Raw genomic sequence first — 15,843 nt, forward strand, 5'->3', positions numbered from 1 at the left:
AGCGGAATCACGGCGGCGCCGGCCGGCGCCTGGCCGGTCGTGCTGCTCATCGCAGCAAGGGCCTCTCAGCGTGCTCGATGAAGTCCAGCATGGCCTTCACGTCATCGCTGTCGCGTGCCTGTTCGGTCAGCTGCACCTTGGCTTCGGCCAGCGGCAGGCCCGCCACGTACAGGGTGCGGTAGGCGCGCTTGATGGCGGAGATCCGCTCGGCGTCGAAGCCACGACGCTTCAGGCCTTCGCTGTTGATGCCGCGCGGGCGGCCCAGCGAATCGGTGCCGACCATGGTGAACGGCGGAACGTCGCCGTTGGTCAGCGCGCCCATGCCGAGGAAGGCGTGGGCACCGATGCGGCAGAACTGGTGGGCACCAGCGAAGCCGCTGATGATCACGTAGTCGCCCACGGTCACGTGGCCGGCCAGGGTGGTGTTGTTGGAGAACACGCAGAAGTTGCCGACATGGCAGTCGTGCGCCACGTGCGTGTAGGCCAGCATCCAGTTGTCGTTGCCGATCGTGGTGATGCCGCCGCCGCCGCCGGTGCCACGGTTCAGGGTGACGAACTCGCGGAACACGTTGCGGTCGCCGATCACCAGTTCGGTGCGTTCGCCAGCGAACTTCTTGTCCTGCGGCTCGCCACCGATCGCGGCGTGGCCGATGAAGCGGTTGTCACGGCCGATCCTGGTCGGGCCGTGGATGCTGCAATGGGGGCCGACCACTGTGCCGGCGCCGATTTCCACATCGGCACCGATCAGGGTGAACGCGCCGACCTGGACGTCGTCGGCCAGGCGCGCGGCCGGATCGATGACGGCAGTCGGGTGGATCCGTGGTGCGTTGTCAGTCATTGCTGCCTCCCGTGGATCAGCCCTTGGCACCGGCGCACATGACCTCGGCCGAGGCAACGACTTCACCGTTGACCTTGGCCTCGCCGTAGTACCAGCCCATGTTGCGGATCAGGCGCTTCATCTGCACATCCAGCATCAGCACGTCGCCGGGCACGACCTGCTTGTTGAAGCGGGCGTTTTCCACCTTGACCATGTAGAACAGCTTGGACTGCGCATCGCGGCCAAGCGTCAGCTGGGTCATCACTCCACCGGCCTGGGCCAGCGCTTCGATGATCAGCACGCCGGGCATGATCGGGCGGCCCGGGAAGTGACCCTGGAAGAACGGCTCGTTGATGCTGACGTTTTTCTGCGCCAGGATGCGCTTGGCGTCGATGTCGAGCTCAAGCACCCGGTCCACCAGCAGGAACGGGTAGCGGTGCGGGAGCAGTTCCTGGATCTGGCAGACGTCGATCGGAAGCTGCAGCGTGTCGTTCATTCTTTCTCCTTGCCAGCAGCCAGGACGCGGCGAGCCAATGCGTCCAGCTGCTTGAAGCGCGCGGCGTTCTTGCGCCACGTGCGGTTGTCGGTCAACGGGGTGCCGGACGAGTACTCGCCCGGCTCATGGATGGAATTGCGGACCACCGACTTGCCGGTGATCACGACCTTGTCGCAGATCTCGAGGTGGCCGACCACGCCGACGTGGCCGCCGAGCAGGCAGTAACGGCCGATCCTGGCGCTGCCGGCGATGCCGGTGCAGCCGGCGATGGCCGAGTGCGCACCGATCTGCACGTTGTGCGCGATCTGTACCAGGTTGTCCAGGCGCACGTCTTCGTCCAGCACGGTGTCTTCCAGTGCACCACGGTCGACGCAGGTGTTGGCGCCGATTTCGCAATCGTCGCCGATGCGCACGCCGCCGAGCTGCGGCACCTTGATCCACTTGCCGGCGTCCATCGCCAGGCCGAAGCCATCGGCACCGAGCACGGCACCGGGGTGCACGCGCACGCGCTTGCCGAGCTTGACCCGGGTGACCAGGGTGACCCGGGCGATCAGTTCGCAGCCGCTGTCCAGGCTGCAGTCTTCGCCGATCACGCTGCCGGTGCCGATGATGCAGTTCTCACCGACCACGCTGCGCGCGCCGATGGAGACGAAGGGACCGATATGGGCGCTGGCGGCGACCTGGGCGCTGGGATCGATGACGGCGCTGGGGTGGATGCCCGGCGGGCGCGTCGGTGCGATGTCGAACAGCGCGGCGATCTTGGCGAAGGTGGTGTACGGGTCCTTGGCCACGAGCGCGGCGCCGGGGGCGGCCTCGGCATCGTCGGCGCGCAGCACGACCAGCGAGGCCTGGCTGTCTGCCAGCTGGGTGCGGTAGCGCGGGTTGGCGAGGAAGGTCAGCTGGCCAGGACCGGCATGGGCGAGGGTGGCCACGCCATGGATGGCGGTGGCGGGGTCGCCATGGACCTGCAGGCCGAACTGCTCGGCGAGTTGCTGGGCGGTGTAGGTGGGAGTATTCACGGCGGGAGTTTAACGTGTGACGCCATTGCGGTCATGCGGGGGGCAGGGCTTGGCGCCTGCCTGGTACGGGCGGGAGGCGGCGGGTGGCCCTGGCCAGGACACGCAAAAGCCCCTCCATGGTGCTCGATGGCGCCATCCATGGCGCCAACGGTCCTGTCCAGGGCCACCCGCCGCCTCTGGACAATTTCCCGCGAGCGCGGCCAAAAGCCCGTGCCGTGCAGTGTCATCTGAAAAACGAAAACGCCGGGCAGAGCCCGGCGATTCGCACCCCGTCTGGTGGAGAGCCCCCCTTCTGTTAAGGGGGGCGCGCCCCTGGGAATCGCAGGAGCGATTCCCAACGTTGCTATGCAACGGCCCGAAGGGCGCATGCCATGGATGGCATGCGTAATGGCGCGGGGGATAGGAGGTAGGTCGGGACCCGCTGCTTGCGCAGCAAGCCGCGGCGCACCTTCGGTGGTCAGTTCTTAGAACTGACCGCCGAAGGTAAATTGCAGGCGTTCGATCTTGTCGCCGTCTTCCTTCTTCAGCGGGAACGCGTAGCTGATCGAGATCGGTCCGACCGGGGCGCGCCACAGCAGGGCTACACCGGTAGACACTCGCAGTTCGTTGGCCTTGAAGTTATCGGCGCCGTTGTAGACGTTGCCGAAGTCGACGAAGGCCGACACGCGGGCCGACGGGCTGTCGAACAAACGCGGGAAGTAGGCTTCGACCGAACCGACGGTCTTCAGCGAACCGCCCAGCGGCTGGCCTTCCGGATAACCGCGGGTTACTTCGCGTGGGCCGAGCGTGTTGTCCTCGAAGCCGCGTACGGAGTTGGTGCCGCCGGCGTAGAAGTTCTCGTAGAACGGTAGGCCCTTGGCGGTGACCGGGCGCAGGTTGCCGTTCTCGTCCGGCACCATGGCGGTCTTGTCCTTGCCGTAGCTATCGCCATAACCAACTTCCGCACGGGTGTTGATCACCAGCGACGGCATGATCGGCCAGTACTTGCTGATCTGGTAGTTCAGCTTGTAGTACTCGATGGTCGAGCCCGGCAGCGTGGTTTCCAGGCCAACACGCTGATAGGTGCCGCGGGTCGGCATGAAGTAGTCGTTGCGCGAGTCACGCGCCCAACCCAGTTCCGTGCGCCAGGCATGGAACGTCCTGCTGCCCAGCACGTTGATGTAATCGATGATCGACTGCGGGGTCGAGCCCTGGTACGTGGTGATCTGGTTGCTGTCGATGCCGAACATCAGCGAGACGGTGTCGGTTTCGGTCAGCGGCACGCCGAACACCACCTGCGCAGAACCATTGGTGCTGTTGTACTGCGCGGTGTTGAAGTCGGAGTAGTCCAGTTCACGCCAGGACAGGTTGTAGCCCAGCGAAACGCCGTCGTCGGTGAAGTACGGGTTGGTGTAGCTGAAGCCGTAGCGCTGCAGGTAGCTACTGCGCGAGGCTTCGACCGACACGCGGTTGCCGCCGCCGAGGAAGTTGTTCTGCGACAGCTGCACCGAGGTGGTCATGCCGTAGGACTGCGAATAGCCCAGGCCGAACACGAAGCTGCCGGAGGTGGTTTCCTTGACGTTGTAGACGACGTCGACCTGGTCGTTGCTGCCGCTGACGGCCGGGGTCTCGACGTCCACCGACTCGAAGTAGCCCAGGCGCTGCAGGCGGATCTTGGAGCGGTCGATCGCGGCCTGCGAGTACCAGCTGTTCTCGAACTGGCGCATTTCGCGACGCATCACTTCGTCGGAGGTGCGGGTGTTGCCACGGAACAGGATACGGCGCACCGACACGCGCGGGCCGGGCACGACCTGCATGTTGATCCCTACCGTCTGTTCGGCACGGTTGGTGGTCGGGATCGGGTTCACCTTGGCGAACGCGTAGCCGATGTTGGACAGCGAGTTGGTGATGGTGTCCGAGCTGAATTCCAGCAGGGCACGCGAGAACGTGTCGCCCGGCTTCTGGATCACCATGCGCTCGACGTCCTCCTGCGGAAGGATGGTGTCGCCGCTGACCTTGATCTCGGAGATCTTGTACTGCGCACCCTCGGTCACACCCGCGGTGAGGAACATGTCGCGCTTGTCGGGGCTGATCGAGACCTGGGTGGAATCGATGCTGAAGTCGACGTAGCCGCGGTCCAGGTACCACGAGTTGAGCTTTTCCAGGTCGCCGGACAGCTTTTCCTTGGAGTACTGGTCGTCACGGCGGTACCACGACGCCCAGTTGTGCTCCTTGGACTCCCAGGTCTCCAGGATGTCCTTGCTCTCGAACTTCTCGGTGCCGACCAGGTTGACGTGGCGGATCTTGGCCGCCTTGCCTTCCTTGATGGCGATCGCGATGTCCACGCGGTTGCGGTCCAGCGGGCTCACGGTCGGGGTGATCTCGACGGTGTACTTGCCGCGGTCGTTGTACTGGCGGCGCAGTTCCTGGGTCACGCGGTCCAGGCTCAGGCGGTCGAAGGTGCCACCCTCGGTCAGGCCGATGTCGGACAGGCCCTTGAGCAGCTGCTCGGACTTGATGTCCTTGTTGCCGGTCACGGTCAGCTTGTTGATCGCCGGGCGTTCCTTGACGGTCACCACCAGGATGCTGCCCTGGCGGTCCAGCTGCACGTCTTCGAAGAAGCCGGTCTTGTACAGCGCGCGGATGGTCTCGCCGACCTTGTTGTCGGTGATGGTCTCGCCCCGTTCCACCGGCAGGTAGGTGAACACCGTGCCCGAGCTGATGCGCTGCAGGCCATCGACGCGGATGTCGCTGACAGTGAAGGGCTCGGCTGCCTGGGCCAGGGCGGGAGCGCCGGTGACGGCGGCGAGGGCGAGGGCCAGCAGGCGGCGATTGGGGAGTCGCGTCATGTCACGTCCGGTAGGAAGGTCGATTTCATTGGTGCGGGATGCCGACGCTGTAGACGGCAACAACGTGGAAAAGTTCATCGCGGGACCAGGCCGAGGATGTCGTTGTAGAACGCCAACCCCATCAGCCCGGCCAGCAACGCCAGGCCGATGTATTGGCCGGCGGCGATGGCACGCTCGCTCAGCGGGCTGCCCTTGACCAACTCGATAAGGTAATACAGCAGGTGCCCGCCGTCCAAGATCGGGATCGGCAACAGGTTGATGATGCACAGGCTGAGTGACAGCAGGGCAAGGAACTGCAGGAACCAGTCGAGGCCGCGTTTGGCCGAGACATTGGCCACGCGGGCGATGGTGACCGGCCCGGAAACGTTCTGCAGCGAGGCTTTGCCGGTGACGATGCGGGCCATCATGCCCAGCGAATCGGCGGCAAGCCGGCCGGTTTCACGTACGGCGACGGTCACTGCATCCAGCGGCCCATAGCGCAGCAGGGTGTCGTAGGAGGGGCTGTAGGTGGTGGGGAAGCCGACGCCGATCTGCCAGACCGGGTTGCCCTTGCCATCCTTGCCCTGGCGGGGCGTGACTTCCAGTGCAAGGCGTTCACCGCCTCGCAGGACCTCGATCATGCCGGGGCCTCCGGCACGGCCGAGGGCCTGGATCTCGCCGATCACCTGGTCGACGCTGTCGATGCGCTGGCCGTCGATCGCCACGATCAGGTCGCCCGGCTGCAGCAGCCCGGTGACCACCGAATCGGCGGTGAGCGAGTCGACCAGTGCCGGCTGCAGCCACGACTGCCAGTACAGGCCGGCCAGGATCGGTACCCGTCGTTCATCGAAGCCGGCGGGCAGCTGCGACAGCGGCAGGGTGCGCACGCGCACCTGGTCCGCAGGATCGAGTACCTCAAGCGTGACGTCGCGGCGATCCATCGCGGCGGCGGTCAGCGCCATGCTGGCCTCGCCCAGGGTGGCGACCTGGCGCTCATCCACCCGCAGAACGCGGTCACCGCTGAGCAGACCGGCGCTGGCGGCGATGCCGTCAACCCGGCCGATCGTCGGCGAGTAGTCCTGCTTGCCGATCACGAACATCGCCCACAGCAGCAGGATGCACAGCAGCAGATTGGCGATCGGCCCTGCAGCAACAATGGCGATGCGCTGCCACACGGTCTTGTGGTTGAAGGCCTGGCCGCGCTCGTGGGGATGGACCTCGACCTCACGTTCGTCGAGGAACTTCACGTAGCCACCCAGCGGGATGGCGGCAATGGCGAACTCGGTGCCGTGCCTGTCGCGGCGCGACCACAGCGGACGGCCGAAGCCGACCGAGAAGCGCAGGATCTTGACCCCACAGAGGCGGCCGACCCAGTAATGCCCGAACTCGTGGAACGTGACCAGCAGCCCGAGGCTGACAATCATCCACCAGACCGATCCGAGGAAGTCAGTCATGCAGGCTCACAGTGGCGGGCAGGGGCGGCGGCGTCATGCTGGGCGAGGCGGTCGTTCAGGCGGCGTCGATGGCGTTCAGGGTGAGCTCGCGTGCCCGCTGGTCGGCGGACAACAGGACCTCCAGTGTATCGGCTGGCTGGGTCGGCAGTGTTGAAAGAGCGTTAGCAACCAGCTCCGGGATGGTCAGGAAACCGATCCGGCCCTGAAGAAATGCTGAAACCGCCTCTTCATTGGCGGCGTTCAGCACCGCCGGGGCAGTACCGCCGGCCTGCATGGCCTGCCAGGCCAGCGCCAGGCAGGGGAAGGCGTCGGTGTCAGGCGCCTCGAAATCCAGCCGGCCCTGCGCCAGCAGGTCCAGCCCGGCCACGCCCGATTCGATGCGCTGCGGCCAGCCCAGGCCGACCGCCAGGGTGGTGCGCATGTCCGGCAGGCCCATCTGGGCCAGGGTCGAGCCGTCGACGAATTCGACCAGCGAATGGACCAGGCTCTGCGGGTGCACCAGCACCTCGATGCGCTCGCCCGGCACCGAGAACAGATGGTGCGCCTCGATGACTTCCAGGCCCTTGTTCATCAACGTCGCCGAATCGACCGAGATCTTCGGGCCCATCGACCACTTCGGGTGAGCCACGGCCTGGGCCGGGGTGACCTCGGCCAGCTCGGCGCGGCTGCGGCCGCGGAACGGGCCGCCCGACGCGGTCAGCAGGATCCGGCGCACGCCGGCGCCGTCGATGCTGGCGTCGCGCGAACGCAGGCACTGGAAGATCGCGCTGTGCTCGCTGTCGATCGGAATGATCTCGGCGCCGGCGCGCTCGGCGGTGCGGGTCAGCAGCTCGCCGGCCAGTACCAGCGATTCCTTGTTGGCCAGCAGGATGCGCTTGCCGGCCGCAGCGGCGGCGAGGGTCGAGGACAGCCCTGCAGCACCGACAATGGCCGCGACGACCGTGTCGCAGGCATCGCTTGCTGCCAGCTGATCCAGTGCGGCATGACCGGCGTGGGCCTCGGTCGACAGCCCGGCATCGCGCAGGCCGTCGCGCAGTTCGGTGAACAGCGCTTGGTCGGCGATGACCGCGTGCGCTGGCTTGTGCTGGCGGCACAGGGCCAGCAGTGCCTGCACCTGGCGGCCGGCGGCCAGCACCGTGGCCTGGTAGCGCTGCGGGTGGCGGGCGATCACGTCCAGCGTGGAGGCACCGATCGAGCCGGTGGCGCCGTATACGGCGACCCGGCGCAGGTCTGCGACAGCATTCATGGTCAGAACCCGAAGATTTCCTTGCCCAGCGCGAACACCGGCACGGCGGCGAGGACGCCGTCGACGCGGTCGAGCACGCCACCATGGCCCGGAATCAGGTTGCCCGAGTCCTTGGCACCGGCGTGGCGCTTGATCAGGCTTTCGAACAGGTCACCCAGCACCGACGCGAATACGGCCACCACCGAGGTGATCAGCAGGCCCGGCAGGTGCGCGATGTCGATGCCGGCCAGCCAGCCCAGTCCGAGGGCCACGGCGACACCGGCCAGCAGGCCGCCGAACAGGCCTTCCCAGGTCTTGTTGGGGCTGATCCGCGGCGCCAGCTTGTGCTTGCCGAAGTGACGGCCGGCGAAATAGGCGCCCGAATCGGCTGCCCAGACCAGTGCCAGTGCCGCCAGCAGCCACAGGTGGCCCTGCTTGCCTGGCGGGTCACCGCCAGCGTGGATCAGCACCAGCGCTGCCCAGGCAGGAACGATGGCCAGGGTGCCGGCCAGCATCTTCACGATCCGGGAGGGGGCCGTCGGCTGGGCGCCAAAGTTGAAGAAGCGCAGCCAGGCCAGCGCCGCCAGCCACCAGGCAACACCCGCCAGTGTGGTGATCTGGAACAGCACCAGCGTGCTGCCATCGGCCCACACCAGCAGCACCATCAGCAGCAGGTTCAGCACCAGCAGCACGGTGCGCGCGAGGGTGTCTTCGATGCCGGCCAGCTTCAGCCATTCCCACAGGCCGATCAGCAGCACGGCGGCGGCGGCGGCGGCCAGCCATTGCGTCGGCAGCAGCAGGATCGCGGCAATGGCGAGCGGCGCCATGATCAGCGCGGCGAGGACTCGGGTCTTGGTCATGGGCTGGAGGTCTCGGTGGCCAGTGCGGCGATCTGGGCGCTGGTCAGGCCGAAACGACGCTCGCGGCTGCCATAGGCATCCAGCGCCTGCTGCAGCAGGGCGGCATCAAAGTCCGGCCACAGCGCCTCGGTGAACCACAGCTCGGTGTAGGCCAGTTGCCACAGCAGGAAGTTGCTGATGCGGGTGTCGCCACCGGTGCGGATGAACAGATCCGGCGGCGGCAGGTCGGCCAGGGCGACCTGGCTGCCCAGCAGCGATTCGTCGATCTGTTCGGGCAGCAGGCGTCCTGCGGCGACTTCAGCGGCCAGTGCGCGCGCGGCACGGGCGATGTCCTGGCGACCGCCGTAACTGGCGGCGATCGACAGGGTCAGGGTGGTGTTGTCGGCGGTGCGCTGCTCGGCCAGCTGCATGCGGCTGACCAGTCCGGCACCAAAGCGCTCGCGTTCGCCGATGAAGCGTACGCGCACGCCGCGTCGGTGCAGTTCGTCCACTTCGCGGTCGAGCGCGCCGAGGAACAGCTTCATCAGGGCGTCGACTTCTTCCTGCGGCCGGCCCCAGTTCTCGCTGGAAAACGCGAACAGGGTCAGCGCCGGAATGCCCAGTTCAAGGCAGCGCTCGATGGTGCGGTTGACCGCGCGCGCGCCGGCACGATGGCCGATCACGCGCGGGCGGCGGCGCTGCTGTGCCCAGCGCCCGTTGCCATCCATGATGATGGCGACGTGGCGGGGCAGGGTGGCCGGCAACGGAGGCGGGACTGAAGGCATCGACTTCAGACCGACAGCAGTTCTTTTTCCTTGTCGGCAACGACCTTGTCGACGTCCTTGATGTTGGTGTCGGTCAACTTCTGGATGTCGTCCTCACCGCGCTTCTTCTCGTCCTCGCTGATCGCCTTGTCCTTGACCAGCTTGGCGATTTCCTTGTTCGCGTCCTGACGGATGTTGCGGATCGCGATCTTGGCGCCTTCGCCTTCCTTCTGCACCTGCTTGACCAGCTCCTTGCGGCGCTCTTCGGTCGGCGGCGGCATGTTGATGCGGATCGCGGTGCCCAGCGTGTTCGGGGTGAACTCGGCGTTGTAGAGACCCTTCTCGATCTCCTTGATCATGCCCTTGTCGAACGGGGTGACCAGTAGCGAGTGCGCATCGGCGTTGGAGATCGAGGCAACCTGGTTCAGCGGGGTGCTGGCGTTGCCGTAGGCATTGACCGTCACGCGGTCCAGCAGGGCCGGCGTGGCACGCCCGGTCCGGATGGAGGTGAGGGTGTGCTTCAGAGCGTCGATGCTCTTGGCCATGCGCGTCTGCGCGTTGTTCTTGATGTCGTTGAGCATCGCCCGGTCCTGGATGTATCTGGAATCGGGCGATTATAGGCGAATACGGGACGCTGCCGGGCCTGAATCGGCCCGGTTGTCGCCGCGCGCTCAGGCTCAGGCCGGATCGCGGCCCTGGACCAGGGTGCCGATGTTCTCGCCGTTGAGGATCTTCAGCAGCTCGCCCGGCTGGCCCATGTCGAACACGCGCATCGGCAGGTCGCTGTCGCGGGCCAGTGCGAAGGCGGCGGTATCCATCACTTCCAGGCCGCGGCGGATCACTTCGTCATAGCTCAGGCTGTCGAAGCGGACCGCATCGCTGTGCTTGTTCGGGTCCTTGTCGTACACGCCATCGACCTTGGTGGCCTTCAGCAGCAGGTCGGCACCGATCTCGATCGCGCGCAGGGCGGCGCCGGAGTCGGTGGTGAAGAACGGGCTGCCGACGCCGGCGGCGAAGATCACCAGGCGGCCCTTTTCCAGGTGGCGGATGGCGCGGCGGCGGATGTAGTCCTCGCACACGTCGTTGATCTTGATCGCGCTCATCACGCGCGCCTTGGCGCCCAGCTTCTCCAGGGCGTCCTGCATGGCCAGGGCGTTGATGACCGTGGCCAGCATGCCCATCTGGTCGCCGGTGACCCGGTCCATGCCGCCTGCGGCCAGGCCAGCGCCGCGGAAGATGTTGCCGCCGCCGATCACCAGGGCTACTTCGGCACCGGCCTGCTGGGCTTCGATGACCTCACGGGCCAGGCGGTTGATGATCTTCGGGTCGATGCCGTAGTCCTCATCTCCCATCAGCGCCTCCCCGGACAGTTTCAGAAGGATGCGGCGATAGGCGAGCTTGGACATGGGGACCTCGGGTGCGTGGAAATCGCGGGCGATTCTACGCGCATGCGGCGTCGGGCCATAGTGTTTTGTGCACTGCGGCGTAAAATCCTGGCGTTCGCCCCGGTCATCCGGGGCTTCCGGTTCAGCCCAGCTCGGCGCCCGCGGTCGCTGACAGCTCGTCGTGGCCGAGGGCGCCGGGGGAGCGCGCGATCACCCGGTTGCGGCCGAGGTTCTTGGAGCGGTACAGCACGTCGTCGGCGGCGCGCAGCAGGTCCTGCACGTCGGCGAAGCGTTCGTAGCCGCCCTGGGTGGCCACGCCGGCGGAGAAGGTGACGAACAGCGGGCCGCCTTCCAGTTCGGCCATCGGCGTGGCAACGATGTTGGCGAGCACCCGGCGGATCACGTCCAGTGCTACCGTTTCGCTGGTGTTGGGCAGCAGCGCGACGAACTCCTCGCCGCCGAAGCGGGCCACGGTGTCGCTGTGGCGCAGCTGGCCCTGCAGTTTGCCGGCAAAGGCGCGCAGCACCTCGTCGCCGGTCAGGTGGCCATGGGCGTCGTTGATCTTCTTGAAGTCGTCCAGGTCGATGAAGGCCACCGACAGCGGCCAGCCCTGGCGACCGGCGCGCAGGAATTCCTGCTCCAGCACGGCTTCCAGCTGGCGCCGGTTGAGTACGCCGGTGAGGGCATCTCGATGGGCCTGGTCGGCCAGGCGCTTGGCCCGGGCTTCGAATTCGTCGGCGCGGCGACGGGCCTGGTCGGCATCCTGCAGTTCGCGCAGGTTGCGCAGGGTGGCCAGCTCCTGCGCGTGGTCGATCAGCTCGCGCACCCGCGAGGGGGAATTCAGGCCGGCCTCGAACAGGCTGGCGATGTCCGGCAGGGCCTCGCTGATGCGGGTCAGGACCTGGTCGAAACGGGCGCTGTCCAGTTCAAGGCGGTCATGCACCTGCTGCAGGGCGCGCTCGCGGGCGGCATCGGCGTCATCGTCCAGCCAGATGTCGGCCACGGCACCGGACAGCTGCACGCAGGCCTGGAACGGCGATTCCGCGGCGTCCAGGTCTTCGCTGTGGCTGATGCTCTCCACCAGGTAGCGCGGCAGGCCCCACTGCTCGGCCACCCAGGCGCCGACCTCGGCGTGGCTGCAGCCCAGTTCGTCGCGCTCGCGCGCGACCAGGTCGATGTTGTCGCGTGCTTCGCGCAGCAGCGGCAGGTAGCGCTCCGATTCGGCCTGGGCCAGGCACAGTACGCCCAGGTCCTGCAGCAGGCCGGCCAACATCAGTTCTTCCAGCCGGCGCAGGCCGCGGGCCTGGCCCAGCTGGCTGGCAGCCAGCGCGCTGAGGATGCTGCGCTTCCAGGCGCGTTGGCGCAGGTCGTGGTCGGCGCCGGTGCCGCCGGTCAGCCCCTGGGTGACGGTGAAGCCGAGGGCCAGGCTGATCGTGGCATTCAGGCCGAGCATGGTCAGTGCCTGGCCGAGGTTCTCGATCCGACGGCGGCTGGCGTACAGCGGCGAATTGGCGATGCGCAGCATGCGAGCGCTCAGCGCCATGTCGATGGCGATGATGTCGGCGGCGGTGGCGATATCCGCTTCCGGGTCCTGTGCCAGTTCGATGATGCGCAGGGCAATACCGGGTGGCGAGGGCAGGTTGCGGCAGAGCGCCAGGGCAGCTGTCAGCTCGGGAGGCATGTCGGGTCGTTCAATTCCATTGGGACAAGAATACCTAGGAATGCATCACAGTCCGCGATTTTCGTTCCTGCTAAATGACTGTTGATTCCCTGTGCCGAGTATCGGCTTGATTCGCGCGCAACGCAAAGGTGCCGCTGTGCGCACCCCACAGGGCCGCCGGCATAAAAAAAGGAGCCGCGGTTTCCCGCGGCTCCTTCTGGTTGCTTCACGGCCTGAAGGCTGGAATCAGACCTGCATCGCCTTGGCAACTTCGGCGGCGTAGTCTTCCACCACCTTCTCGATGCCTTCGCCGACGATCAGCAGCTTGAAGCCAGCAACATCGGCGCCAGCGGCCTTGACCACCTGCTCGACGGTGGTGTCGCCCAGCACGTAGGTCTGGCCGTACAGGGTCACGTCGCTGACGATCTTGTTGATCTTGCCGCTGATGATCTTTTCCAGGATGTCGGCCGGCTTGGCCTTGTCCTTTTCGGACATCTTGGCCAGCTCGATTTCCTTTTCCTTCTCGACGAAGTCGGCCGGAACGTCCGCAGCCTTGTTGTGCGGCGGCTTCAGCGCAGCCACGTGCATGGCCAGGCCACGGGCCAGCTCGACGTCGCCGCCGATCAGATCGACCAACACGCCGACCTTGCCGTTGGTGTGGACATACGCACCGATGTTGCCGGTGGTGTCGACATTCACCATGCGACGGATCTGGATGTTCTCACCCAGGGTCTGCACGGCGGTGGCGCGGGCTTCTTCAACGGTGCGGCCATCGGCCAGCTTGGCAGCCTTCACGGCTTCAACGTCGGTGGCGCCCGATGCCAGGGCGGCAGCGGCAACGGCATTGACGAAGGACTTGAAGTTGTCATCGTTGGCGACGAAGTCGGTTTCCGAGTTGACTTCGACCAGCACGGCCTTGCCGCCATCCTGGGCCAGGCCCAGACGGCCTTCGGCGGCCACGCGGTCAGCCTTCTTGTCGGCCTTGGCAGCGCCGGACTTGCGCATGGCTTCAGCAGCAGCGTCGATGTCGCCGTTGGCTTCGGTGAGCGCCTTCTTGCATTCCATCATGCCGGCGCCGGTGCGCTCGCGCAGTTCCTTGACCAGGGAAGCAGTGATTTCCACGGGATTACCTCACGAAAGAAAGGGGTTGGGCCGGCATGGTGGCCGGCCCGTGTGACACGGTCCTGTCACGCGCCAAAGGCTGCGCGCAGGGAGGGTGGACGCCGGGCGTCCACCCCGGGCCTGGATCAGGCCTGGGCGTCGTCGCCCTTCTTGGCAGCCTTCTTGGCCGGAGCGCGGCGGGCCGGCTTCTCTTCGCCTTCAGCAGCGGCTTCAGCGAACTCTTCCTCACGCACCGAAGCAGCGTGCGGAGCAGCAGCCTTGCCTTCCAGCACGGCGTCGGCAGCGGCGCGGGCGTACAGCTGCACAGCGCGGATGGCGTCGTCGTTGCCCGGGATGGCGTAGTCCACCAGTTCCGGGTTGTAGTTGGTGTCGACCACGGCGATGACCGGGATGCCCAGCTTCTTGGCTTCCTTGATCGCGATGTCTTCGTGGCCGATGTCGATCACGAAGATGGCGTCCGGCAGGCGGTTCATGTCCTTGATGCCGCCCAGCGAGGCTTCCAGCTTGTCGCGCTCGCGACGCAGGCCCAGCACTTCGTGCTTGACCAGCTTCTCGAAGGTGCCGTCGGTTTCACCGGCTTCCAGTTCCTTCAGGCGGGCAACCGACTGCTTGACGGTACGGAAGTTGGTCAGGGTGCCGCCCAGCCAGCGCTGGTTCATGAACGGCATGCCGCAACGCTCGGCTTCTTCCTTGATGGTTTCGCGGGCGCTGCGCTTGGTGCCCAGGAACAGGACGGTGCCGCGCTTCTGGGCAACCGACGAGATGAAGTTCATCGCGTCGTTGAACAGCGGGACGGTCTTTTCCAGGTTGATGATGTGGATCTTGCCGCGGGCGCCGAAGATGTACGGAGCCATCTTGGGGTTCCAGTAGCGGGTCTGGTGGCCGAAGTGGACGCCGGCTTCCAGCATCTGACGCATGGTGACCTGGGGCATTGCAATACTCCTGATATGGAACCAGCGATTCCGCCCGCGGGGATAGGTATGCGGGACGCGTGGAAGCGCGATCGGTTCCGGGGTTGGGCTTCCCTGTTGCCTCCGTGGCCGAACTCCTTGCGGAGCACCCCGGCACGGATGGGGGCAGCAGGTGTGGATTCACCGGTGACGTCCGGTGTGGACGGGTTCCCGCGCACGCAGGCGGCAGGAATCCGGTCGATTATAGCCCGCTTGGTGCGCCGGCTGCAATTGCCGGGCCTGGAGCGACCAGATCGACCACCCGGCCATCCTGCAGCCGGGCCTGGAAATGACCGCCGGCGTAGCCATCAGCGCGGGCGGGCAGGGCCCAGCGGCGCTCATGGCCGGCCAGCAGATACCCGGCCAGACCGGGCAGCAGCAGGGTGCGCTGACCGCCGCTGGTGATGTAGGCGAGATCGTTCAGGCGTGCGTGCAGGGTACCGGTGTTGCTCAGTCGCAGGAAGGTATGTGACTGGCCGGGTTCGATCCCTGCATGCAGCCGCGATTGGGCCATTGGCGTGGCGTGCCCGCGGAACAACGGCAGCGAATAGCGCTGCAGCCCTGGCGTAGTGGGGGCCAGGACGACCCGATAGGCCTGTTCGCCGACAGCGGATGCCGGCTGGCGTGGCAGCAGCCAGATGCGCTGTCGGACGCCGGGCGGGATGTCGAGCAGGGTGGGGCTGGCGAGCACCTGGTCGGTGGGACGCAGCATGTCCGCGTCGGTCTGCTGGTCCCACGCAAGGATCTGTACCCGGCCCTGCCAGCGGCCGGGACCGGGGTTGAAGAGCCAAAGTTCGCCCTGGCCCCCTTCGGCGGGCAGCTGCAGTGTGGTCGGCAACAGGTCCAATGCCGCGGCAGGCAACGCCAGCAGCATCGCCAGCAGGGTCAGAAGTACCCGCATCAGTAGATGACGGTCACGGCGGACGTCGTGTCTTCGTCGTCGGCGGGAGGCGCGAGCTCGCGGACCTGGGGCGGAAGTTGCGGTGTGTCGCTGCGCTGGTGGGGTGCGGGGCAGTGGGTGCTGCCGGGGTCATCGCGGCAGGCTTCGACCACGGTCAGGCGGATCTGCAGGTTGCTGGTGCCGGGTTCGGCCCACGCCGATGTGCTGGCGAACAGTATCGCCCCGATCAGAAATGCGCGAGCCACCTGGCAACCACCGTGCTGAAAGATCTCGCTGCGCGGTATCGGCTGGATCGGCCGAATCTGTAGCGTCGACTGTCAGTCGACTGCTCCTGGCACAGGAATGATGCGCGCATCCACGCATGACGTGGATCTGCCGAAACCCCGGTGGGTGTCGACCGTTGG

Annotated in this window: 15 protein-coding genes; all 15 read right to left on the bottom strand. The window is 66.5% G+C overall.

Annotated elements, in window-relative coordinates:
• Nucleotides 1–46: 46 nt before the first annotated feature.
• The gene (lpxA, locus tag AC5P8Y_RS05960; protein WP_005412736.1) at nucleotides 47–838 is read right to left on the bottom strand and encodes an acyl-ACP--UDP-N-acetylglucosamine O-acyltransferase; all 792 of its coding nucleotides are present in this window, start codon (nucleotides 836–838) and stop codon (nucleotides 47–49) included.
• A gap of 16 nt (nucleotides 839–854) precedes the next feature.
• Nucleotides 855–1,313 (bottom strand): 3-hydroxyacyl-ACP dehydratase FabZ, encoded by a 459-nt coding sequence (fabZ, locus tag AC5P8Y_RS05965; RefSeq protein ID WP_005408737.1) that lies wholly within the window; start codon nucleotides 1,311–1,313, stop codon nucleotides 855–857.
• A complete protein-coding gene (gene lpxD, locus AC5P8Y_RS05970) occupies nucleotides 1,310–2,332 on the bottom strand; it encodes a UDP-3-O-(3-hydroxymyristoyl)glucosamine N-acyltransferase (protein WP_049402557.1) in 1,023 nt (340 codons plus the stop codon). The genes fabZ and lpxD overlap by 4 nt, the downstream gene beginning before the upstream one ends.
• Before the next feature lie 464 nt (nucleotides 2,333–2,796).
• Nucleotides 2,797–5,160: an outer membrane protein assembly factor BamA gene (bamA, locus tag AC5P8Y_RS05975; RefSeq protein WP_043034854.1), complete on the bottom strand. Its 2,364-nt coding sequence runs from the start codon at nucleotides 5,158–5,160 to the stop codon at nucleotides 2,797–2,799.
• A 74-nt stretch (nucleotides 5,161–5,234) separates the two neighbouring features.
• On the bottom strand, nucleotides 5,235–6,593 hold the full coding sequence (gene rseP / locus AC5P8Y_RS05980; protein WP_005408740.1) for an RIP metalloprotease RseP: 1,359 nt from the start codon (nucleotides 6,591–6,593) through the stop codon (nucleotides 5,235–5,237).
• A gap of 55 nt (nucleotides 6,594–6,648) precedes the next feature.
• Entirely contained in the window at nucleotides 6,649–7,839 is a 1,191-nt protein-coding gene (locus AC5P8Y_RS05985) for a 1-deoxy-D-xylulose-5-phosphate reductoisomerase (protein WP_049402558.1), read from the bottom strand.
• 2 nt (nucleotides 7,840–7,841) lie between these two features.
• The gene (locus AC5P8Y_RS05990) at nucleotides 7,842–8,678 is read right to left on the bottom strand and encodes a phosphatidate cytidylyltransferase (protein ID WP_005408742.1); all 837 of its coding nucleotides are present in this window, start codon (nucleotides 8,676–8,678) and stop codon (nucleotides 7,842–7,844) included.
• A complete protein-coding gene (uppS, locus tag AC5P8Y_RS05995; protein ID WP_005408743.1) occupies nucleotides 8,675–9,442 on the bottom strand; it encodes a polyprenyl diphosphate synthase in 768 nt (255 codons plus the stop codon). Before uppS ends, AC5P8Y_RS05990 begins: the two co-directional genes overlap by 4 nt.
• Nucleotides 9,443–9,447: 5 nt before the next feature.
• Nucleotides 9,448–10,002 carry a ribosome recycling factor gene (frr, locus tag AC5P8Y_RS06000; RefSeq protein ID WP_005408744.1) on the bottom strand — a complete coding sequence of 185 codons (555 nt, stop codon included), beginning with the start codon at nucleotides 10,000–10,002 and terminating at the stop codon, nucleotides 9,448–9,450.
• 96 nt (nucleotides 10,003–10,098) lie between these two features.
• A complete protein-coding gene (gene pyrH / locus AC5P8Y_RS06005; protein ID WP_005408745.1) occupies nucleotides 10,099–10,827 on the bottom strand; it encodes a UMP kinase in 729 nt (242 codons plus the stop codon).
• A 121-nt stretch (nucleotides 10,828–10,948) separates the two neighbouring features.
• The gene (locus AC5P8Y_RS06010) at nucleotides 10,949–12,487 is read right to left on the bottom strand and encodes a GGDEF domain-containing protein (protein WP_005412741.1); all 1,539 of its coding nucleotides are present in this window, start codon (nucleotides 12,485–12,487) and stop codon (nucleotides 10,949–10,951) included.
• A 225-nt stretch (nucleotides 12,488–12,712) separates the two neighbouring features.
• Nucleotides 12,713–13,588 (bottom strand): translation elongation factor Ts, encoded by an 876-nt coding sequence (gene tsf / locus AC5P8Y_RS06015; protein WP_005408747.1) that lies wholly within the window; start codon nucleotides 13,586–13,588, stop codon nucleotides 12,713–12,715.
• Nucleotides 13,589–13,713: 125 nt separating this feature from the next.
• Nucleotides 13,714–14,520 carry a 30S ribosomal protein S2 gene (gene rpsB, locus AC5P8Y_RS06020; protein ID WP_005408748.1) on the bottom strand — a complete coding sequence of 269 codons (807 nt, stop codon included), beginning with the start codon at nucleotides 14,518–14,520 and terminating at the stop codon, nucleotides 13,714–13,716.
• A 220-nt stretch (nucleotides 14,521–14,740) separates the two neighbouring features.
• Entirely contained in the window at nucleotides 14,741–15,439 is a 699-nt protein-coding gene (locus AC5P8Y_RS06025) for a fimbrial biogenesis chaperone (RefSeq protein WP_164133221.1), read from the bottom strand.
• A complete protein-coding gene (locus AC5P8Y_RS06030; RefSeq protein ID WP_164133220.1) occupies nucleotides 15,439–15,684 on the bottom strand; it encodes a hypothetical protein in 246 nt (81 codons plus the stop codon). The genes AC5P8Y_RS06025 and AC5P8Y_RS06030 overlap by 1 nt, the downstream gene beginning before the upstream one ends.
• Between the last annotated feature and the right edge of the window lie 159 nt (nucleotides 15,685–15,843).

It is taken from the genome of Stenotrophomonas sp. YJH_SMC_12-1 (genome assembly GCF_059370935.1).

Coding starts and splice junctions, on each gene's coding strand:
- frr (WP_005408744.1), bottom strand. CDS start 10,002: ATGCTCAACGACATCAAGAACAACGCGCAGACGCGCATGGCCAAGAGC.
- AC5P8Y_RS06010 (WP_005412741.1), bottom strand. CDS start 12,487: ATGCCTCCCGAGCTGACAGCTGCCCTGGCGCTCTGCCGCAACCTGCCC.
- bamA (WP_043034854.1), bottom strand. CDS start 5,160: ATGACGCGACTCCCCAATCGCCGCCTGCTGGCCCTCGCCCTCGCCGCC.
- AC5P8Y_RS05985 (WP_049402558.1), bottom strand. CDS start 7,839: ATGAATGCTGTCGCAGACCTGCGCCGGGTCGCCGTATACGGCGCCACC.
- rpsB (WP_005408748.1), bottom strand. CDS start 14,520: ATGCCCCAGGTCACCATGCGTCAGATGCTGGAAGCCGGCGTCCACTTC.
- rseP (WP_005408740.1), bottom strand. CDS start 6,593: ATGACTGACTTCCTCGGATCGGTCTGGTGGATGATTGTCAGCCTCGGG.
- AC5P8Y_RS06025 (WP_164133221.1), bottom strand. CDS start 15,439: ATGCGGGTACTTCTGACCCTGCTGGCGATGCTGCTGGCGTTGCCTGCC.
- AC5P8Y_RS05990 (WP_005408742.1), bottom strand. CDS start 8,678: ATGACCAAGACCCGAGTCCTCGCCGCGCTGATCATGGCGCCGCTCGCC.
- fabZ (WP_005408737.1), bottom strand. CDS start 1,313: ATGAACGACACGCTGCAGCTTCCGATCGACGTCTGCCAGATCCAGGAA.
- pyrH (WP_005408745.1), bottom strand. CDS start 10,827: ATGTCCAAGCTCGCCTATCGCCGCATCCTTCTGAAACTGTCCGGGGAG.
- uppS (WP_005408743.1), bottom strand. CDS start 9,442: ATGCCTTCAGTCCCGCCTCCGTTGCCGGCCACCCTGCCCCGCCACGTC.
- lpxA (WP_005412736.1), bottom strand. CDS start 838: ATGACTGACAACGCACCACGGATCCACCCGACTGCCGTCATCGATCCG.